General features: G+C 76.6%; 4 protein-coding genes. All 4 read right to left on the bottom strand.

The window, feature by feature from the left end:
* Positions 1 to 10 precede the first annotated feature (10 nt).
* Genes Ae717Ps2_RS11140 through Ae717Ps2_RS11125 form a run of 4 tightly spaced genes read right to left on the bottom strand, consistent with a single transcriptional unit; the run spans position 11 to position 22156 of the window.
* Positions 11 to 709, bottom strand: coding sequence for a formyltransferase family protein (locus tag Ae717Ps2_RS11140; RefSeq protein WP_075306668.1), 699 nt, complete (start codon positions 707 to 709; stop codon positions 11 to 13).
* The gene (entS, locus tag Ae717Ps2_RS11135) at positions 706 to 2001 is read right to left on the bottom strand and encodes an enterobactin transporter EntS (protein ID WP_075306669.1); all 1296 of its coding nucleotides are present in this window, start codon (positions 1999 to 2001) and stop codon (positions 706 to 708) included. The genes Ae717Ps2_RS11140 and entS overlap by 4 nt, the downstream gene beginning before the upstream one ends.
* On the bottom strand, positions 2001 to 14291 hold the full coding sequence (locus Ae717Ps2_RS11130) for a non-ribosomal peptide synthetase (RefSeq protein WP_075333327.1): 12291 nt from the start codon (positions 14289 to 14291) through the stop codon (positions 2001 to 2003). The genes entS and Ae717Ps2_RS11130 overlap by 1 nt, the downstream gene beginning before the upstream one ends.
* A complete protein-coding gene (locus tag Ae717Ps2_RS11125; protein WP_075333326.1) occupies positions 14288 to 22156 on the bottom strand; it encodes a non-ribosomal peptide synthetase in 7869 nt (2622 codons plus the stop codon). The genes Ae717Ps2_RS11130 and Ae717Ps2_RS11125 overlap by 4 nt, the downstream gene beginning before the upstream one ends.
* Between the last annotated feature and the right edge of the window lie 13 nt (positions 22157 to 22169).

Below are 22169 nucleotides of genomic sequence, written 5' to 3'. Positions count from 1 at the left end.
ATCACGTTCGTCACGTCCCCTCCGCGCCCCAGGCCTGCGCGGCCTCGGGCCAGACGTCGGCGAAGAACCCGAGCTCGGTCGCCCGGTCGTACCGCGGGTGGTCGCGCATGCCGGTGATCGCGCGGGCCTCGGCGAGGCCGTAGTAGCCGGGCACCCCGTCGGGCCGGTACGGGGTCGGCCCGGAGCCGGCGACCACCGCGTCGAGGTGCTCGGTGAAGACCTCGTGCGCGGCGTCGACGAGGTCGATCATCACGTCCTCGAAGACGGCGTCGTCGTCGATCGGGAACCGGGACTCGGCGAGCACCGGCCCGGTGTCGATCCCGGCCTCGATCTCGTGCAGGGTCGCCGCGAACTCCTTCTCGCCGTGCAGGATCGCGTACGCCACCGTCGCGAGCGGCAGCCCCCGGTAACCGGGGAGCGGCCCGCCGTGCACGTTGAGCAGCCGCAGCCCCGAGCCGAGCAGGCCCTCGCGCAGCAGGAACGGGTTGTCGAGCGACCACAGGAGCCCGTCGGAACACCGGGCCGTGAGGTCACCGGCCAGCGCGTCGAGCGCGGCGCCGTCGGCGACCTCGTGCACGCCGACCTGGGGCGGGACCCCGTCGGGAGCGGCACTGCGCGGACCGTGGCAGACCGCGTCGACGGTGTGCCCGCGGTCCAGCGCGTACCGGACGGCCCGCCACAGCAGTGCCCCGTCCCCGACGAAGATCATGCGACTCGCTCCTCGACCGACTCCCGGGTGGCGCGGCGCAGCGGGCGCAGCAGGACCCCCGCCAGGAGCGCGACCACCGTCATCACGGCGTTGTAGACCCACAGGGCGTCGGCGTCGCCGACGATCCCCCCGACCGTCCCGGCGACGACGGCGCCGATCGCGGCACCGCCCATCGCCTGGGCGGAGAACAGGCTGTTGACCCGTCCGAGCAGCGCGTCGGGGGTGCGCAGCTGCAGCAGGGCGTAGCGCAGCACCTCCTCGACCGCGTTGACCGCGCCGGCCGCGACGAGCGCCACGAGCGTCAGCCACAGCGCGGGGGCGGCGCCGGCCAGCGCGTAGAGGGCGAAGCACCCGACCATCAGCACGAGCAGCAGCAGTCCGGGCCGTGGGTGGCGCCGGACCCAGCCGCTGGCCAGCGAGCCCACCACGACCCCGAGCGCGAGCGCGGCGTAGATCGCGCCGACGGCGACCGGTAGACCGTCGAAGCGGGCCGCGACCAGCGCCGGGACCAGCACGATCGAGCCGCCACCGAGCATGCCCACCACCCCGGCGGCCATCACCCCGAGCACGACGGGCTCGCCCAGGACGAACCGGCCACCGGTGCGCAACGCGCGCAGCGGTCCCTCCACGGCGTCCGGGGCCGTCCCGTCCGCGAGGTGCTCCTCCGGGGTGTCCGCGGTTCCCGTGACCCGGCCGTGGCCCGGCGGCGGGGTGACGGCGAGCAGCACCCAGGTGAGCGCGGCGGCCGCCGCGCCGGCGGCGTAGTTCCAGGCGGCGGAGCCGACGGCGAAGGCGAGGCCGCCGAGGACCGGGGCCAGCACCGACCCCAGCCGCAGCGACACGGTGTTGAGCGCGCCGACCGCGTGCAGCTTGGAACGGTCCACGATGGACGGCATCACGGCGAGCATCGCGGTGATGCAGACCGATCCGGACAGACCGTTCGTGGCGACGAACAGCGCGGTCAGCGCGGTCGATTCCCACACGGCGGCGTTGACGGCGAGCAGGGCGAACGAGATCCCGCTCAGCGCCCAGGTGCTGCGGATGAGCCGCCAGCGGTCGGTGCGGTCGGCGAGCACCCCGCCGCCGAGGAACCCGAGCAGGAACGCGACCGACTCGACGGCGGACACGAGCCCGACGGTCGGTGTGGACCCGGTGCGGGTGTAGACCTCCAGAGGCACGGTCACCGCGACGACGCCGACCCCGAACAGCAGGATCGTGCGCCCGACGAACAGGTTCCGGAAGGTCCGGTCCTCGCGCAGCGGGCTGAGGTCGAGGAGAATCCCGGCGGCCATCAGATCTCCTCCCGGGTGGTGCGCGCCCAGCTCTCGAGGGTCTCGGTCCAGCGGTGCGCGACCCGGTCGACGGCGTCGTCGTCGAGTACCCCGCGGGCGTGGGTGAAGCTGGCCTCCAGTTCGGGCCCGTCCTGGGTCTCGCGGGCGAGCACGTCGACCACGAGTGCGTGCCCGGACCGGACGTCGCCGGGCGCACCGACCTGGACCGCCGCGGTCTCGGGTGCGGCGGAGAAGGCGTCGTCGCGCGGCGGGGGGCCTGCGGCGATCCGGCCGAGGTAGTTCAGCTCGACCTCGGCACCGGACGGCGGCAGGGCCTGCCCGCTCCCGGCGACGAAGCGGAGCAGGCCGTGGCCCACGCCGCCGTCGCCGAACTCGCGCTGGGCGCCGGCGACCCGCCGGACGGCGTCGACCGGGTCGGGGCCGGCGGGGCCGACCGGGACCGGGGCGACGACGGTGAACCAGCCGACGGTGCGGGCGGGGTCGCACCGGCCGTCGGGGGCCTCCGGGTCGGCCAGGTCGTCGAGGCGCCCGTGACTCTCGGTGTCGACCAGCACGGGCCCGCCGGGACGGAGCTCCTGAAGGGCCTCGCCGAGCGCGGCGAGCAGCACGCCGTCCGGTCCGGCGCCGCTGCGGCGCGGCAGGTCGACGAGCAGCGCCGTGCCGAGCCGGGCCGGGAGCGTGACGCTCGTCCGGCGCTCCCCCGCGACGACGTCGTGCGCGGCGCGGGGGCGGCGCAGCGGCAATGGTGCCGCCTCGGCGACGCGGCGGACCCACCCGTCGCGTTCGGACCGGGCCTCGGGGGACGCGGCGTGCTCGGCGAGCCGCCGCGACCACCGGGCGAAGGTGGTGCGTTCCGGAGGCGCGGGGGTGCCGGTCCCGCCGGGGCCCCAGGCGGCGATGTCGGCGACGAGCAGCCGCCAGGACACGCCGTCGACGGCCAGGTGGTGCGCGGCGACGACGAGGCGCCCGGGCGTCCGGGGTCCGCGGTCGAGCCACACCAGGCGCAGCATCCCGCCGGGAGCGGCGTCGAGCTCGTCGCGGGCGGCGACGGTCGCGGCGGTCACCGCTGCGGCCAGCTCGTCGCCGCCGAGACCGGTCGCGTCGACCCGGCGGGTGTGGGACGCGGGGTCGAGGGTCCCGGCCGGGGCGACGGCGAGGTGCTCCCAGCGGCCGTCGTCGCCGGTCACGAGGGCGGCCCGGAAGGTCGGGTGGGTGTCGAGCAGCCGCCCGGCCAGCCCGGTGAGGTCGTCGGCGGTGAACCAGACCGGGGTCCGCACCAGGGTGGCCTGGTGGTAGCCGGTGATCGGCCCGCCGAGCTCCTCGAGCCGGCGCATGACCGGCGTGAGCTCGATCCGGTCGGCCGACACGGTGTCCGCGGGAGCGGTGTCGGCGGCTGCCGGTGCCCCGCTGTCCGGTCCGGAGCCCGGTACGTGATTCGTCCCGGTGTGGTCGGGGACGTCGCCGAGTGCCGCGGCGAGACCGGACACGGTGGGGTGCGCGAGCACGTCGCGGACCCGCAGGGACAGTCCGGCGGCGCGGGCGCGGTCGGCGATCCCGATCGCGGACAGGCTGTCGCCGCCGAGGCCGAAGAAGTCGTCGTCGACGCCGACCGTGTCCACCGCGAGGACCTCGGCGAGGATCCGGCAGAGGGTCCGTTCGACCGGGGTGCGCGGGGCGCGGCTGCGGGCGGTGGCGAGCGGCGCCGGTTCGGGCAGCGCGGCGGTGTCGAGCTTGCCGTTGACCGTCAGCGGCAGGGCCTCGACGACCGACCACAGCGTGGGCACGAGGTAGTCGGGCAGCAGCCGGGCCGCGGTGTCGCGCACGGCGACGGGGTCGAGCGGGGTGTCCCCGGAGGCGGGGACGAGGTGGGCGGCCAGCCGCTTCGGGCCGGTCGCCGTGCCGTGCGCGACGACGGCGACCTGCCCGACGCCGTCGACGGCGGCCAGCACCGTCTCGATCTCCCCCGGCTCCACCCGGTAGCCACGGATCTTGAGCTGGTCGTCGCTGCGCCCCAGGAAGTCCAGGTTCCCGTCGCCGCGACGCCGCACCAGGTCACCCGTGCGGTACATCCGCTCCCCCGGGGCCCACGGGTCGGCCACGAACCGTTCGGCGGTGAGGTCCGGCCGGCCCAGGTAGCCGCGGGCCAGACCGATCCCGGCGACGTACAGCTCACCGGCGACACCGTCGGGCACCGGCCGCAGCCAGGGGTCGAGGACGACCGCGCGGGTGTTGGTGATGGGCCGCCCGACCGTCGAGGTCGCGCTGTCGGTGGTGCCCGCGCCGAGGGTGTTGATCGTGTACTCGGTCGGGCCGTAGAGGTTGTAGCCCCACGTCCCGTCGGTGTCGCGCAGCCGCGACCACACCGACTCCGGCACCGCCTCACCACCGAGCAGCACCAACGGCGGCACGTGCGGGCCGTCCAACAAGCCCGCGGCGAACAGGTGATGGGCGTAGGTCGGGGTCACGTTCACCACGTCCACCCGATGCTCACCGCAGTACTCCACGAGCCGCTCCGCGTCACGACGCAGCTCCTCGTCGCACACATGCACCTCGTGGCCCTCCACCAGCCAGAGCAGCTCCTCCCAGGACATGTCGAACGCGAACGACACCGTGTGCGCGATCCGCAACACCCGACCACCCGCAGCCTCGATCGTCGGAGCGAAGATCTCCCGACGGTGGTTGACCTGCATGTTCGTCAACCCACGGAACGGAGTCACCACACCCTTCGGCTTCCCCGTCGACCCCGACGTGAAGATCACATAGGCGGGGTGGTCGAGCCGGCCCGGGGTACCGGGCGCGAAAGCACCCAGCTCCTCGACCGACAACGGAGTGTCCGGGACACCGTCGAACAGACCCGGCTCGTCCAGACGCACCTGCGGCACACCCGCGTCGAAGCGCACGGCGACGGTGGAATCGGTCACCAACAACGCCGCCCCCGACGCGGTAAGAATCTCCGCGAGCCGCTCGTCGGGATGGTCCAACTCCAACGGCACATAGGCCGCACCCGCACGCAGCACCCCGAACAACGCCACCACGTTGCCGACCGACCGCGGCAGACCCAGCGCCACCACCGACTCCGGGCCCACCCCCCGGCGCAGCAGGACCCGAGCCAGCGCGGTGACCCGGCGGTCCAGCTCGGCGAAGCTCACCCGCTCCCCCGCCGCGACCAGCGCCGTCCGCTCCGGACAGGCCGCCGCCCGCTCCGCGAGCAGCTCGGCGATCGTCACGTCCGGCACCTCCGTCGCGGCGGTGCGAGCCCGGTCGGCGGCGAGCGCGCGGTCGGCGGGGGCGAGCACGTCGAGCATGCCGACCCGGGTGGCCGGGTCCCCGACGAGGCCGCGCAGCACCGTCACGAACCGGTCGGCGACGCGGGCGACGGTGTCGGCGTCGAACAGGTCGGCGGCGTACTCGACGACCCCGGTCAGCAGGTCCGGTGCGTCGTGGAAGTTGAACGACGCGTCGAACTTCGCGGTGCCGGTGTCGACGTGGTGCGTGCTCACCTCGACGCCGTCGAACCTAGGGTGCACGACGTCGGTCTCACCGGACAGGCAGACCAGCATCACCTGGAACAGCGGGCTCCGCCCCGGTGCCCGTGGCGGCCCGACGGCGCCGACGACGTCGGCGAACGGGACGTCGGCGTGGTCGTAGGCGGTCAGGTCCGCGGCCCTGGCCGCGTCGAGCAGCTCACCGACGGTGAGGTCGCCGCGGGCGTCCAGACGCAGCGCGAGGGTGTTGAGGAAGTAGCCGACGGCGTCGGTCAGCGACGGGTCGAACCGGGTGGAGATGGGGGTGCCCACCACGGTGTCCGAGCCGTCGCCGCCGGAGCGGTGCCGGGCCAGCAGCACGGCCAGGGCGGCGTGCAGCACCATGAAGGTGGTGACGCCGCGCTCGCGGGCGACCCGGTGCACCGCGCGGGTGAGCTCGGGGCCGATCTCGACCCGCGCGACGCCACCGGCCCCGGTCGGTGTGGTCGGCCGCGGGCGGTCCGCGGGCAGCGTGCACTCCGGTGGGGCGCCGTCCAGGACGCGGCGCCAGTGGTCGAGCTGGGTCGCGGCCGAGGTGGCGGCGCCGTCGGCCAGGCACGCGGCCTGCCAGTCGACGAAGTCGGCGTACTGCACCGGCGCCGGCTCGGGTGCGCCGCGGCCCGCGCGGCGGTCGGCGTAGGCGCGTTCGAGGTCGCGGACCAGCGGGCGCCACGACCACTCGTCGGTGGCGATGTGGTGCAGGGTCAGGACGAGGACGTGGTCGGCCGGGTCCAGCTCCAGCAGGACCGCCCGCAGCGGCGGCTCCGCGGTGAGGTCGAACGGGTGGGTCGCGGCGGCGGCGATCCGCTCGTCGAGGGTCTCCGGGGTGACCCGCTCGTGCAGCACGGCCGCGCGCACCCGGTCGCGGTCGACGACGACGCCGGCCGGGCCGCCGTTGCCGTCGGTGTAGACGGTGCGCAGCACCTCGTGCCGCACCGCCAGGTCGGCGACGGCGTCGGCGAGAGCGGCGGTGTCGAGCGGGCCGCGTAGGCGGAGCACGTTCGGCACGTCGTACACGGCGTCCGGGCCGGACACCCGGTGCAGGGCCCACATCTGGCGCTGCCCGGCGGACAGCGACCGTGCGCGGCCCGTGCGGGCGGCCGGGCGCAGCGCCGGGCGGCCCGCCGGGCCACCACGCCCGGTCAGCTCGGCGAGCCCGGCGACCGTGGAGTGGTCGAACACGTCACGGACGCTGACGTCGCCGCCGAGCTCGTGGACCAGCCGCAGGGCGAGCAGCGAGTGGCCACCGAGGGCGAAGAAGTCGTCGTCGGCACCGACCCGCTCCACACCCAGCACGGTGCGGAACGCGGCGGCGACCGCCTCCTCCGCCGGTCCCGCGGGGGCGCGGCCCCCGGCCGAGGACAGCTGCGGAGCGGGCAGCGCACGGCGGTCGAGCTTGCCGTTCAGGGTGAGCGGGACGGTGTCGAGCACGGTGACGACGGCGGGGACCATGTAGCCGGGCAGCAGACCGGCGAGCTCCTCGCGCAGCCGGGCACCGTCGGGGCGCGGGGCGGCCGTGCCGGCGGGGGCGACGACGTAGGCGACGAGCTGGGTGCCGCCGGGGCCGTCCCAGGGCAGGACGACCGCGCGGCCGACACCGGGCAGGCCGAGCAGGGCGGCCTCGACCTCGCCGGGCTCCACCCGGAACCCGCGGATCTTGACCTGGTCGTCGGCGCGGCCGGCGAACTCGAGCTCGCCGCCGGGGCCGCGGCGGGCCAGGTCACCGGAGCGGTAGAGACGTCCGCCCCCGGCGTCGGCGACGAACCGGGACGCGGTCAGGCCGGGCCGGGCCAGGTATCCCTGGGCGAGCTGGCCGCCGCGGACGTAGACCTCGCCGACGACGCCGTCGGGCACCGGGCGCAGACGGTGGTCGAGCAGCTCGACGTCGAGACCGTCGAGCGGGACGCCGACCGGGCTGACCCCGGCCTCGGCGTCGGCGCGGCGCAGGGCGCGGAACGTGGTGTGCACGCAGGTCTCGGTGATCCCGTACATGTTGACCAGCCGGGGCGCGTCCTCGGGGTGGCGCGCGTACCAGGGGCGCAGTCGCCGGGTCTCCAGCGCCTCCCCGGCGAACACGACGTAGCGCAGCGCGTCGCCCGCGCCGGCGGGCTCGGCCTCGGCGAGCTGGTCGAACGCCGAGGGGGTCTGGCTCAGCACCGTGACCCGTTCGGTGTGCAGCAGCTCCCAGAACGCCTCCGGGGAGCGGACGGTCTCCTGGTCGGGCACGACGAGGCGGGCGCCGTGGGCGAGCGCGCCCCACATCTCGAACACCGACACGTCGAAGGCGATCGAGTGGAACAGCGACCAGGCGTCGTCGGCGGACAGGTCGTAGTGCCGGTCGGCGGCGGCGACGAGGTCGAGGACCGCGGTGTGCGGCACCTCGACGCCCTTCGGCCGGCCGGTCGAGCCGGAGGTGTAGATGACGTAGGCCGGCTGGGCGGGCGGCACCGCGACGGGTGCGAGCGGCGCCGCGTCCCGGGTGGTGTCCGGGTCGTCCAGCACGACCAGGTCGACGTCGCCGGGCAGGGCCCGGGTGGCGTCGGTGACGACGGCGCAGCGTGGCCGCGCGTCGGACACGATCAGCGCGGTGCGCTCGGCGGGGGCGGTGACGTCGAGCGGCACGTAGGTGGCGCCGGCGCGCAGGACCCCGAGCACCGCGACGACCATCGCGGCGGAACGGGGGACGGCGATCGCGACCCGGTCCCCGGGGCGGACCCCGCGGGCGGCGAGGAGCCCGGCCAGGCGGGCGGCGCGGTCGGCGAGCTCGTCGTAGCGCAGGCGCTCGTCGGCGACGACGGCGGTCGCGCCGCCGCGGGCGGTGGCGACCTCGTCGAACAGTGAGGCGAGGGTGCCGCCGCCCGCGCGGGGCGGGACCGGCAGCGCCCGCGCTCCGCGGTCCCCGCTCGGCAGCGCGGCGAGGCGCCGGTCCGGGTCGGCCACGACGGTGGCCAGCACCGCGCGGAGCCGCTCGACGACGGCGCCGACCTCCTGCTCGGTGAACAGGTCGGTGGCGTACTCGACGGCGCCGTGGATCACCGGCTCGTCGCCGGCGCGCTCGAAGAACTGGAGGGTGGCGTCGAACTTGGCGGTGCCGGTCCCGACCCACCGGGGCTCGACGTCGAGGCCGTCGAGCACCAGGTCACCCGCGTCGTCCTCGACCCGCAGGTACACCATCTCGACCTGGAACAGGGGGTGCCGGGCGGAGGAGCGCTCGGGGTTGACCCGCTCGACGACCTGGTCGAACGGCACCGTCTGGTGGGCCATCGCGTCGAGCGCGGTGTCGCGGGCCCGGCCGAGCAGCTCGGTGAACGACGGGTCGCCGGTGAGGTCCAGGCGCAGCGCGACGGTGTTGACGAAGAAGCCCAGGACGTCGGCGAGCGCGTCGTCGTCGCGTTCGGAGACCGGGGCGCCGACGACGGTGTCCGGGCCGGCGCCGTGCAGGTCGAGCAGGGTCGCGACGGCGGCGTGGAACAGCATGAACATCGAGACCCGGTGCGCCGCGGCGAGGCGCTGGAGGCCGGCAGTGAGCTCGGTGTCGAGGGTGAACCGCACCTCCGCGCCGGCCCCGGTGCGCGTCTCGGGGCGGCCGTGCCGCAGCGGGAGGGTGCACTCGGTGGGCACGCCGTCGAGGACGCGGGCCCAGTGGTCGAGCTCGGTCGCCGCGAGCGAACCGGCGTCGCGGGCGTCGCCAAGGCGTTCGGCCTGCCACGCGGTGAAGTCGGCGTAGCGGACCGGCAGCGGCGCGAACCCGGGGGCGTGTCCGGCGGCGCGGGCTGCGTAGGCGCTGCCGAGGTCACGCACCAGCGCGCGGAACGACCAGTCATCGACGGCGATGTGGTGCACCACGAGCACGACGAGGTGCCGGTCGACGGCGGTGCGCACCACGTGCAGCCGCAGCGGCGACTCGGCGTCGAGCGCGAACGGGGCCCGGACGAGGTCGGCGAGGAGGTCCGACACCTGGTCGTCGCCTGCTCCGGTGCGGTCGTGGACCTCGGTGCGCGGCGCGGTGCCGGGCAGCACGCGCTGGACGAGCCGGCCGTCGACGTCGTGGTAGGTGGTGCGCAGGATGTCGTGCCGGGTCGCGAGGTCCTCGACGGCCGCGCGCAGCGCGGCGACGTCGAGCGGGCCCTCGACCTCCCAGGTGCGTGGGATGAGGTAGGTGGCGGACGGTCCGGCGAGCTGCTCGTGCGCCCACATCCGGACCTGGCCGGGCGAGGCGGGTGCCTCGGTGGTGCCGTCGACGTCCTGGCGGGGCCGGGCGGCGACCTCGGCCAGGGTGGGCCCGGCGTCGCCGGTGGTCCCGGCCTCGCTCGCCGGGGCGGGATCTGCCGGGGCGGGATCTGCCGGGGCGGGATCTGCGCTGCCATCGGCCGCGTCCGCGGAGGCGCCGTCGCCGAGGTGCTCGGCGAGGCGGGCGACGGTGCGGGCCTCGAAGACGTGTCGGGGGCGGATCCGCAGCCCGGCCTTGCGGGCGCGGTTCGCGGTGGTCAGCGCGGAGATGCTGTCGCCGCCGAGGGTGAAGAAGTCCTCGTCGGCGCCGACCGTGTCCACCCCGAGGACCTCGGCGACGATCCGGCAGAGGGTGTGCTCGGTCGGGGTGGCAGGTCCTCGGCTGCGGGCGGTGGCGAGCGGTGCCGGTTCGGGCAGCGCGGCGGTGTCGAGCTTGCCGTTCACGGTCAGCGGCAGGGCGGCGACGACCGACCACAGGGTCGGGACCATGTAGTCGGGCAGGGCGCGGGCGGCGGCGTCGCGGGCGGTCCGCGGGTCGGCCGCCGGGCCGACGAGGTAGGCGGCGAGGCGGCGCTGTCCGGGGACCTCGGTGTGCTCGCGGGCGACGACCGCGACCTGGTCGACGCCGTCGACGGCGGCCAGTACGGTCTCGATCTCCCCCGGCTCAACCCGGTAGCCACGGATCTTGAGCTGGTCGTCGCTGCGCCCCACGAAGTCGAGGTTGCCGTCCGGGCGGCGCCGGACCAGGTCACCGGTCCGGTACATCCGCTCCCCCGGGGTCCACGGGTCGGCCACGAACCGCTCGGCGGTCAGGGCGGGACGGCCGAGGTAGCCGCGGGCCAGGCCGGCGCCGGCGATGTACAGCTCGCCGACCACGCCGTCGGGCACGGGGCGCAGCCAGCCGTCGAGGATGTGGGCGGTGGTGTTGGTGATGGGGGTGCCGACGGTGGACGTCGGGCTGTCGGTGGTGCCCGCGCCGAGGGTGTTGATCGTGTACTCGGTCGGGCCGTAGAGGTTGTAGCCCCACGTGCCCTCGGTGTCGCGCAGCCGCGACCACACACTGTCCGGCACGGCCTCGCCACCGAGCAGCACCAACGGTGGCACGTGGTCACCGTCGAGCAGACCGGCCGCGAACAGGTGATGGGCATAGGTCGGGGTCACGTTCACCACGTCCACCCGATGCTCACCGCAGTACTCCACGAGACGCTCCGCGTCGCGACGCAGCTCCTCGTCGCACACGTGGACCTCGTGGCCCTCCACCAGCCAGAGCAGCTCCTCCCAGGACATGTCGAACGCGAACGACACCGTGTGCGCGATCCGCAGCACCCGACCACCCGCGGCGTCGATCGTCGGGGCGAAGATCTCCCGCCGGTGGTTGACCTGCATGTTCGTCAACCCACGGTAGGGGGTCACGACTCCCTTGGGGCGCCCGGTCGATCCGGACGTGAAGATCACGTAGGCGGGGTGGTCGAGCCGGCCGGGGGTGCCGGGGGCGGAGGTCCCGAGCTCGTCGTCGGTGAGTGGTGCGGTGGCGATCCCGTCGAACAGGCCGGGTTCGTCGAGCCGGACCTGCGGCACGTCGCCGTCGAACCGCTCGGCGACCGAGGTGGTCGTGACCAGCAGCCGCGCCCCGGACTCCGCGAGGATCGCGGCGAGGCGGTCGTCGGGGTGGTCGAGCTCCAGCGGCACGTAGGCGGCTCCGGCGCGCAGCACCGCGAACAGCGCGACGACGTTGCCGACCGAGCGGGGCAGCCCGAGTGCGACGACGGTCTCGGCGGTGGCGCCGCGGGCCCGCAGCACGCGGGCGAGCGCGTTGACCCGCGCGTCCAGCTCGGCGAAGCTCACCCGCTCCCCCGCCGCGACCAGCGCCGTCCGCTCCGGACAGGCCGCCGCCCGCTCAGCGAGCAGCTCGGCGATCGTCACGTCCGGCACGTCGACCGCGCCGGCGGCGGCCCGCGCGGCGCGGGCCTCCTGCTCGACGGGGGTCTGCAGGTCGACCGCGCCGGCCGGTGTGCCGGCGGTGGTGACCGCGCGCAGGGCCTGAACGAAGCGGGCGAGCAGTCGCTGCGCGGCCGCGGTGTCGACGAGGTCGGGGCGGTGCTCGAGCCGGACGACGATCCGCGGTCCGGGGGTGAGCACCCAGGTGAGCGGGAAGTGGGTGTGGTCGGAGTAGTCCATCGCCGTGACGGCGTTGTCGCGGGCGAAGCCGGTGAAGGTGTCGGCGTCGAGGAAGTTCTGGAGCACGTAGAGGCTGTCGAACAGGTCCCCGTCGCGGCCGGCGAGGACGTCGCCGAGGCCGGCGTGGTCGTGCGGCATCAGGCCGGCCCGGTCGTCCTGCAGCCGGCGGGCGTGGTCGAGCAGGTCGCGCCGGGGATCCAGGCCCAGGCGCACCGCGACGGTGTTGAGGAAGACGCCGACGGTGTCCTCCAGGCCGTCGCCGTCGGCCGGGCGGCCGGAGACGGTCGCGCCGAACACGACGTCGGTCCGGCCGGTCTCGGCGCCCAGGACGAGGGCGAGCGCGGTCTGCGCGAGCGCGTTGAGGGTGACGCCGCCCCGACGGGCGGCCGCCTCCAGCCGGCCGGTCAGGGCGGCGGGGAGCTCGGCGTGCAGCACCTCGGGGACGACGAGCTCGCGTCCGCGCACACCGTCGGTGACCAGGGTGGGCTCGACCCCGTCGAGGTAGGTGCGCCAGGCGGCGAGGTCCGCGTCGCGGTCGGCGGCGGCGAGCGCGGCGAGGTGCTCGGCGAACGACCGGCGCGGCCGCTGCGGCACGCCGCCCCGGTACAGGGTGAACAGGTCGTCGAGGACCCGGGAGCGTGACCAGCCGTCCCACAGCAGCAGGTGGTAGGTCAGCACCAGCACGTCGTCGTCGGGGGTCCGGACGACGGTCAGGCGCAGCAGCGGCGGGTCGGTGAGGGAGAACCGGACCTCGGCGTCGCGGGCCAGGGCCGCGGCGAGCGCGGCCTCCGGGTCCTCGTCGGCACGCAGGTCGACCTCGGTGACCTCCACCGGGTGCTCGGCGCACCAGAACTGCACGGGCCCGGCGGCGGTGTCCCCGGTGAAGCCGGCACGGACCGCGGGGTGCACAGCGCCGAGCCGGGCCGCGGCGGCCCGCATCCGGTCCAGGTCGATCCGGTCGGCGATCCGGAAGGTGTTCTGCGCGTAGTAGACGTCGCGCTCGGCGTCCATGACGCTCTGCACGTACATGCCGGCCTGCAGTGGGGACAGCGGCAGCACCGCCCGTACCGGGGCGGGTGCCGACGCGGCCAGCGCGGCGAACTCCGCCGGGTCCGGTGCCACGGCGGTGGCGACCAGCTCGTGCGCGGCCCCGGCGAGCGCGGCGGCGACGGCCTCGGCCACCCGGCCGGCGTCCTCGCCGATCCCGCCGCGGACGACCACGGTCGTGGCGTCGACGTGCTCCACCAGGTCGACGACGAGCCCCACCTGTCCGAGCTCGTCGGGGAGTGCGGTGTCCCCGTGGACCCGCACGGCGTCGGCCCAGTCGATCGGCAGGACCGCGTCGGGCTCGGGGTGGCGCCGCAGCAGCACCGTGGCCCCGTCCAGCGGGGCCAGCTCCCGGGCGCCGCGGGCGTCGAGGAAGCGGTGGTGGTCGAACCCGGGGTGTGGTCCGTCCGGTGCGCGGGTCACCCCGGCCGGCGTCACGCGCACCGGCTCGGTGCCGGCGAGCGGGACGACGGCGCGGTCGAGGTCGGCGCCCAGGTCGGGCCGGGTGCCGTCCTGGACGTCGACGACGAGCTCGTCGGCGGCGTGCCCGGCCTCCCGCAGGGCGGCGGCCAGCGCGGCGACCGCGACGTCGACGACGGCGGCGCCGTCCGCGGCGGGACTGCCCGGACGGGCCGTGGCGACCGCGCGGCCGGGGGCGCCCCCGGCGGACGGGGCGGCGCCCGGGGCGAGGATCCCGGTCCAGGAGCGGACGACCTCGGCCGACGGTGCGGGCCGGGCCGCGAGGGCCTCGGCGCAGTCGTCGGGCCCGGTGCCGGTCGGGGGTCGAGAGCCCGCCGGGTCGGAGTAGGCGGCGGCCAGGTCCTCGGCCAGAAGCACGACGCCCCGGTCGTCCGCGGCGACCTCGTGGACCACGAGCAGGACCGCGTCGCCGCTGCCCTGTGTGCCTTCCGCTGCACTGCCGCGCAGCAGCGCGATGCGGGTGAGGTCACCGGCGAACGGGTCCAGCTCCTCCGCCAGGGCGCCGAGCGCCGCACCCGGGTCGTCGGCCGGGGCCGCGGCGAGCCCAGCCGCACGCGTGCCGCCGGTCTCCAGGACCCACACCGAGGGCGCCAGCTCCTCGACCCGCGCGGTGAGCCACGGGTGGCGGTCCCGCACCTGCTCCCAGGCCGCACGGAGCCGGTCGGGGTCGACGGCGCCGCGGTGGCGCAGCAGCAGACCGCGGACCCGACCGGGCCCACCCTCGGGCGACTCCTCGGCCAGGCGGGCCACCGACGGCAGCAGCGCCAGCTCCCGCGGCTCGGCACCGCCGGCGTCGGCGTGGGTGTGTGCGGTCTCGGGCGGGCGGGTCATGCCGATCCTCCGGACGTGCCCGCGGCTGCGGGGTCGTTCACGATGTCGATCAGTGCTTCGGCCCAGTGCCGGGCCAGGAGGTCCAGGTCGTCGGCGTCCAGCACGGCGCCCGGGGCGGTGAGTGCGACGTGCAGCTGCGGGCCACGGGGCCCGCGGCACACCATCGCCTCGATCTCGCAGGTGTGCGGCACCTCCAGGTCGGGGTCCTGCTCGGTGCGCGCGGCGACGCGCCGCGGGTCGTCCGGCCCCACGACCGCGGACACGCCGTCCATCCGGCCGAGGTAGTTGACCAGGACCGGCGGGGTGCCGAGCGCGGCCAGGCGGGGGCCGGTCTGCGGGTGCAGGTAGCGCAGCAGCCCGAACCCGATCCCGGTCGCGGCCGGGCCACCGAGCCGGTCGCGGACGTCCTGCAACAGGGCCGCGGCCCCCTCCCGGCGGACCAGGTGCACCGGGAACAGCGCGGTGAACCAGCCGACGGTCCGCGACAGGTCGACGCCCGGTGCCAGCTCCTCACGCCCGTGCCGCTCCAGGTCGACGACGAGGTCGTCGCGGCCCTGCGGGGACCAGCGGTGCCACGCCTCGACCGTCGCCGCGAGGCTCAGCTCGGTGCCGTCCCAGTGCGACCGCAGCAGGCGGTCCGTCACGTCGGCGGGGAGCACCCGGGTTGCCGTCCGGGTCGCGCTGCGGGTCGCCCGCCGGGTGTCGGTGCCGGTGCCGGCGTCGGGAACGACCGGGGTGGCCGCGGCGAGCACCTGCTGCCAGTGCCGGTACTCGGCCAGCGTCGCGCGGTCGGCCGCACGCTCGCCGAGCAGCCGGCCGTACTCGGCGAGCGAGGTGACCGGCGGGGCGAGCCGCACCGGGCGGCCCGCGGCGGCGGCCGTCCACGCCTCGTCGAGGTCGTCGAGCAGGATGTGCCAGGACACCCCGTCGACGGCCACGTGGTGCGCGACCAGCAGGAGCAGGTCCGGCTCGTCGCCGGCGACGGTGAACAGCACGGCCTGCAGCACCGACCCGGCCTCCGGGTCCAGCCGGGCGGTCGCGGCGGCCGACTCCTCGGCCAGCACCCGTCGCCCGTCCGGGCCGTGCGGGTCGGGCAGCGCCACCTCGTGCACGCACCCGTCCACCGCGACCTCGGCGGCGGGGCGCACGTGCATCTCCCGCAGTCCCTCGGTGACCCGCAGCCGCAGCGCCTCGTGGGTGGCGACGAGTGCGGCCACCGCGGTCCGCAGCGCCGCGACCGACCGGCCCGGGCCGACCTCGACCAGCACGGACTGGTTGTGCCTGCGGTGCGACCCGGACAGCTCGGCGAGCCGCTGCACGATCGGGAACGGCGGCACCTCGGCGGCGCCGTCGGTCGCCCGGGTGTCCCCCGCCGGGCGGGCCACCGCGGCCAGGGCGGCCGGTGTCCGCTCGCGGAACACGTCCTGCGGACCGAGCACCAGCCCGGACCGGCGGATCCGGTTCACCAGCCGGATGGCCAGGATGCTGTCCCCGCCGACGGCGAAGAAGTCGTCGTCCGGGCCCGCCGCCGTCCCCAGGACGGCGGCGAACGCCTCCAGGACGGTGGCCTCCTCCGGTCCGGCGGCGGCCCGGGCGCCGGGGGCCGGCGCGACGTCGCCGGGGGCGGGCAGCGCCGCACGGTCGAGCTTGCCGTTGACCGTCAGCGGCAGCCGGTCGAGCACGACCAGCGCGGAGGGGACCATGTACGCGGGGAGCCGTTCGGCCAGCCGCGACCGCAGCGCGACCGGGTCGGGCCGCGCCCCCGGGCCGGGGACGACGTAGCCGGCGAGGCTGCGGTGCGGGGTTCCGTCGGACTCGACGGTACGGACGGTGACCACCGCCGTGACGACCCCGGGCAGCTCGCGCAGGGCGGCCTCGACCTCGCCGAGCTCGATCCGGTAGCCGCGGATCTTGACCTGCTCGTCGGCCCGGCCGGTGAACTCCAGCGCGCCGTCGGGGCGCCGTCGGGCCAGGTCACCGGACCGGTACAGCCGGGTGCCCGGGGGGCCGTCGGGGTCGGCGACGAAGCGGGTCGCGGTCAGCCCTGGCAGGCCGGCGTAGCCCTGCGCGAGCTGCGGACCGGCGACGTAGATCTCGGCGACGGTGCCGGGCGGGGCCGGGCGCAGCCGGTGGTCCAGCAGCCGCACCTCCAGGCCGGCGAGCGGCTCACCGACCGGGCTGACCGGACGGTCGCAGTCCGCCGGCCCGATCTCCCGGTAGGTGGTGTGCACGCAGGTCTCGGTGATGCCGTAGAGGTTCGCGAGCACCGGGCTCCCGGCCGGGTGGCGGTCGAACCAGCCGCGCAGCAGGCGCGGATCGAGCGCCTCCCCGCCGAAGACGACGTAGCGCAGGCTCCGCGCCGGCGGGCGGGCGCCGCCCCGCGCCGGGGGCTCGGCCGCGGCGAACGGGTGGAACGCCGACGGCGTCAGGCTCAGCACCGACACCTCCTGCTCGGCGACGAGACTCCACAGGTGCTCGGGCGAGCGTGCGGTCGCGGGGTCGACGACCACGACGGTGCCGCCGGTGGCCAGCGCACCCCACAGCTCGAAGACGGAGAAGTCGAACGCCACCGAGTGGAACAGCGTCCAGGTGTCGTCCGGGCCGACCGTCATCTCCCCCTGCGGCCCGACGGTCGCGGCCAGCATGGCCAGGACCGCCGTGTGGGAGACCTCCACGCCCTTGGGGCGGCCGGTGGAGCCGGAGGTGTAGATGACGTAGGCCGGGGTCGACGGGTCGACCGCGACGGGCCGGTCGAGCCGCCCGGCACCGGCGGTCTCGGACGTGTCGGCGGTGTCGACGCGGAGCACCTCGACACCCGCGTCGGTGACCGTGGACGGCGAGTCCGCTCCGGCGAGGACCAGGCGTGGCCGGGCGTCGTCGAGGATCGTCGTGGTCCGCGCCGAGGAGGCGTCGACGTCGAGCGGGACGTAGGTCGCCCCGGCCCGCAGCACGGCCAGCACCGACACGACCATGTCCGCGCCGCGCGGCAGCCCCACCGCGACGCGGTCGCCGGGTCCGGTCCCCCGGGCGACGAGCGCCCCGGCGAGCCGGGCCACCCGCTCCTCCAGCGCGGCGTAGTCGATCCGGTCCTCGCCCGCGACCAGTGCGGTCGCCGTCGGGTGCCGTTCCGCGGTCGCGGCGGGCAGCTCGCCGAGGGTCGCGGCCGGGCCGAGGGCCGCGGCCGGGGGCCGGGCGACGGCGGGGGCGCCGAACCCGCGCAGCGCGGACAGCGGCACGTCGGGCGTGTCGACGAAGCGGCGCAGCACGGCCACCAGCCGGTCCAGCGCCGCCTGCACGGTGGCCGGGTCGTAGAGGTCGAGGGCGTACTCGACGACGACCCGCATCCGGCGGTCGTCGTCGGCGGCGGTCTCGAAGAAGGCGAACGTCAGGTCGAACTTGGCGGTCCCCGTCCCGACCCACCGGGTCGCGGTGTCCGCGCCGGCCAGCTCCAACTCGCTGACCGCGGTGTCGGTGCGCAGGTACACCAGCTCGACCTGGAACAGCGGGTGGCGTCCGGACCGCTCCGGTGCCAGACGCTCGACGACCTGGGGGAACGCGACGTCCGAGCGGCTCATCGCGGCCAGGTCAGCGGTGCGGACCCGCTCCAGCACCTCGGCCGGGGTCGGGTCGCCGTCCAGGTCGACCCGCAGGGCCAGGGTGCTGAGCAGGAACCCGACGACGTCCTCGGTGCCGGCGTCGCGACGCCCGGACACCGGGCTGCCGATCACCACCGCGTTCCCGGCTCCGTCACCCGGGCCGCGGTCGGCGTCGACCGAGGCATCCAGCAGCACCGCGAGCGCGGCGTGCAGCAGCATGAACATGCTGACCCGGTGCCGGTCGGCGGCCGCGCCCAGCGCCGCGACGAGGTCCGGATCCAGCTCGCCGACCAGTTCCGCCCCGCGCCCCGAGGGGCGCTCCGGCCGCGGACGGTCGCCGGGCAACGTGGTCTCGGCGGGGGCACCGGCGAGCGTCCGCTCCCAGAGGTCGAGCTGCTCGCGGGCGAGCGGGGAGGGCTCCGTCGGGCTCCCGACGGTGTCCGCCTGCCAGGCCGCGACGTCGGAGTAGCGCAGCTCAGGCTCGGTGAACCCCGGGTCGCGCCCGGCCGCCCGCGCCGCATAGGCCGTCCCCAGGTCGGCGAGCAGGGTGCGGTAGGACCACTCGTCGACGGCGATGTGGTGGCACACCACGGTGAGCAGGTGCCGGTCGTCGTCGACGCGGACGACGTCGGCCCGGATCGGGGCCTCCCGCTCCAGGTCGAAGCGGTGGCGCACCAGACGGGTCAGGAGCTCGTCGGGGTCGCGGCCGGCCAGGTCGCACCAGCCGACCGGCGCCCGGAGTGCACCGGGGGGATGGACGACCGCCTGCACGTCGGTGCCGCCCCCGGCGTCGTTCCCGGCGTCGTTCCCGGCTTCACCGGCGGTGCCGCCGTCGCGGTAGGTGGTCCGCAGGATCTCGTGCCGGGCGACGACGTCGGCCAGCGCGGCGCGCAGTGCCCCGACGTCGAACGGGCCGGTGACCGTCCAGGCCCGGGGCACGTTGTAGGTCGCGGCCGGCCCCTCCAGCCGGTACAGCGTCCACATCTGACGCTGCGCGGGCGCGACCGCGGTGGGTGCGCCGTCCGGGCGGCGCGCGGGCGCCCCCACGGCCGTGACCGCGGCGGCGGTCCCGGTCGACGTCGCGCGGTCCACCACGACCCGCAGCCGCGCCACCGTGGGCGCGGCGAACACCTCGGGCACGGCGAGGTCGGCGCCGCAGCGCTCCCGGATCCGGTTGACCAGACGCAGCGCGGACAGCGAGTGGCCGCCGCGGGCGAAGAAGTCGTCGTCGACGCCGACAGCGCCGTCGTCGAGCCCGAGCACCTCGGCGAACAGGCCGCACAGCTCGCGCTCCCGGTCGTCGCGGGGTGCCCGCCCGGCGGTGACCACCGGTGCGGGCAGGGCCCGCCGGTCGAGCTTCCCGCCGGGGGTGTGCGGCAGCTCGGGCAGCGCGACGAGCACCGACGGCAGGAACGCCGCCGGCAGCCGCTGCGCCAGCAGCGCCCGGAGCGCGTCGGTGTCCGAGTCCGTGTCCGGGTCGGTGTCCCCGTCCGCGGCGGGCACCAGGTACCCGACCAGCGCGGGACCGTCCGGTGTGGACCGTGCGACGACCGCGGCGTCGGCGACGCCGGGCAGCTCGCGGATCGCGGCCTCGACCTCACCCGGCTCGACCCGCACCCCGCGCACGGTGACCTGGTCGTCGATCCGGCCGAGGAGCCGGAACCGGCCGTCGGGCAGCCGCACCGCCAGGTCACCGGTGCGGTACAGCCGCGCACCGGACCCGTGGGGGTCGGCGACGAACCGTGCCGCGGTCTCCCCCGGGCGCCCGGCATAGCCGCGCGCCAGCTGGATCCCGCCGACGTAGACCTCACCGGCGACACCGTCGGGCACCGGCCCGAGGAACCGGTCCAGCAGCCGGACGGTCGTGGCCGGGACGGGTCGTCCCGCGGTGACCCGCCCGTCGTCGTCGGCGGGGTCGACGGGGCCGGCCAGGACGTCGCCGGCGACCTCGGAGGAGCCGTAGGAGTTGACGATCTCGGCGCCGGGGGCCCAGCGGCGGGCCGCGGCCACGACCTGCGCGGTCAGCGGCTCACCGGAACAGACCAGCCTGGTCAGCAGCTCCGGGCCGGGCGCACCGGTCGCCGCCAGGGCCGCCACCAGGGACGGCACCGCGGTGAGCTGGGCCGTGCCGGACCCGGCGACGTGCTCGGCGAGTGCCGCGGGGTCCCCCGCGGTGGCGTCGTCGGCCGGTATGACGCGAGCGCCGCCGGCGACCGCGGCGAGGAGCTCGGTGAGCCCGTCGATGAACGACACCGAGCTCTTCACGAGCCGGGTGTCGCCCGGCCGCACCGGCCACTCCGCGGCGGCCCAGCCGAGGCGGTGGGCCAGCGCCCCGTGGGTGCCGAGCACGCCCTTCGGCCTCCCGGTCGACCCGGAGGTGTGGATCAGGTAGGCGGCCGCTGCGGGGTCGGGCTCGGGGAACGGCGCGACCGGAGCGGCGGCGCCGTGCAGCGACGGCGGACCGAGGACGACGGCCCCGTCCGGGAGCTCGACCGGCGGGGCGTCGCCGGTCACCACGACGGCCGGAGCGGCGTCGTCGAGGACCAGGCGCAGGCGCGGCGCCGGGTAGGTCGGGTCGAGCGGGACGAGCAGGCCACCGGCCCGCAGCACGGCGAGCAACGCGACGATGAGCTCCGCCGAGCGGGGCAGCAGCACCGCCACCGGGGTCTCGGCCGCGACGCCGGCCGTGCGGAGCCGGTCGGCGAACGCGTCGACCGCGGCGTCCAGGCCCGCGTAGTCCAGGTCCCCGCCGTCGTGGACGAGTGCGGGGGCGCCGGGCGCCGCGTCCGCGCGGCGGCGCAGCAGCTCGGCGGGGGAACCGCCGGGCACCGAAGTCGGTACCGGGGTCGGCACCGTGCCGGGGGCTGCCGCCGGGCCGGCCAGGAGCGTCGTGATCGGCGTGGCCGGGCGGGCGGTGGAGAGCACCCGCTCGATGCGGTCGAGCACCGCCGCGACGACCGCGTCGTCCAGACGCGCGACCGTGTGCACGGCCTCGACCCGCAGGGCGTCGTCGTCGGCGAAGAACTCGAGCACGAGCGGCTGCGCGGCGGCGCCCGGGTCGGTGCGGGTCACCGTCGTGCCGGCACCGGGCAGGTGCGGCCCCGTCCCGCCCCGTGGGACGAGGTCGACGGTGACGTCGGCCAGGTCGGCCGGACCGCCGCCCGAGCGGGATCCGAGGGCGGCGACCAGCGCGTCGTAGGGCACGGCGTGTCGGCGCGCCCGCCCGGCGTCGGCGGCGACCCGGGCGACGAGGTCGGAGACCGTGTCCCCGACGTGCACCGTCGTGGGCACGACGACGAGGTCGGCGAGGTTCCCCACCACCTCGTCCGCGCGCTCGGCGTCCCGCTCGGAGACCACGGTCCCGATGCGGGTCCGCGGGTCGGGCCCGATCGGGGCGAGCGCGGCGGCCGTCGCGGCGAGCAGCACGGTGTAGGGGGTCACGCCGAGCTCGCGGGCGAGCCGGCGGGCCCCCGCGGCGGCCTCGGCGGACAGGTCGCGATCGGTGCGGCGGGCCGCCTCGGCCGGCGCGCCCGGGTCGGCGGGCGGCTGGTGGACGAACGGCCCCGGCACCTCCTCGGCCAGCGCCTCGCGCCACGGGGTGAGGTCCGGGGCGTCCGACGCACTGTCGGGGGCGAACCGGCCGGGGCCCGGTGCGGGCGGCCCGTCGAGCGGTGTCCCGGCGCGGGCGGCGGCGTAGGACCGCTCCAGGTCCCGGGCGACGACGGCGAACGTCGGTCCGTCCCAGGCGACGTGATGGGTCGTGAGCAGGACGGTGATCCGGGAGGCGGACTCGCGGAGCAGGTCGAGGCGCAGCGGCGGCTCGACGGCCAGGTCGAACGGCCGCCGGACCCGCTCGCGCGCGATCTCCTCGACGCGGGCGGCGCGGGCGTCGTCGTCGAGCCGGGTGAGGTCGGTGACGACGACGGGTTCCTCCGGCGCCGGGTGCACCCGCTGCGTCGGCGCCGTCTCGTCCCCGGTCCCGCCGTGGAAGGTGGAGCGCAGCACCGGGTGCCGTGCCACCAGGTGACGCAGCGCCGCCACCAGCGCCGGCTCCGACACCTCGCCCTCAATGGTGAGCCGCACACCGAGGTTGTCCGCCACGCCGTCCGGGTGGACCTGCTGACGTAGCCAGGCACGTCGCTGGCCGGGGGTGAGGCCGAACTCGGTCCGGCCGTCGTCGGCGGCGGGCTCGTCGCGGTCGCGCTGCAGGCCGGCCTCGGCCAGGCGACGGGCGATGAGCTCGCGTCGACGGTCGTCGAGTGTGGTCATGAGATGCGGTCCT

Origin of the sequence: Pseudonocardia sp. Ae717_Ps2 (genome assembly GCF_001932475.1) — a bacterium.
Lineage (GTDB): Bacteria > Actinomycetota > Actinomycetes > Mycobacteriales > Pseudonocardiaceae > Pseudonocardia.
The sequence above is the reverse complement of the archived record's forward strand: the minus strand, read 5'-3'. Positions and strand labels throughout refer to the sequence as shown.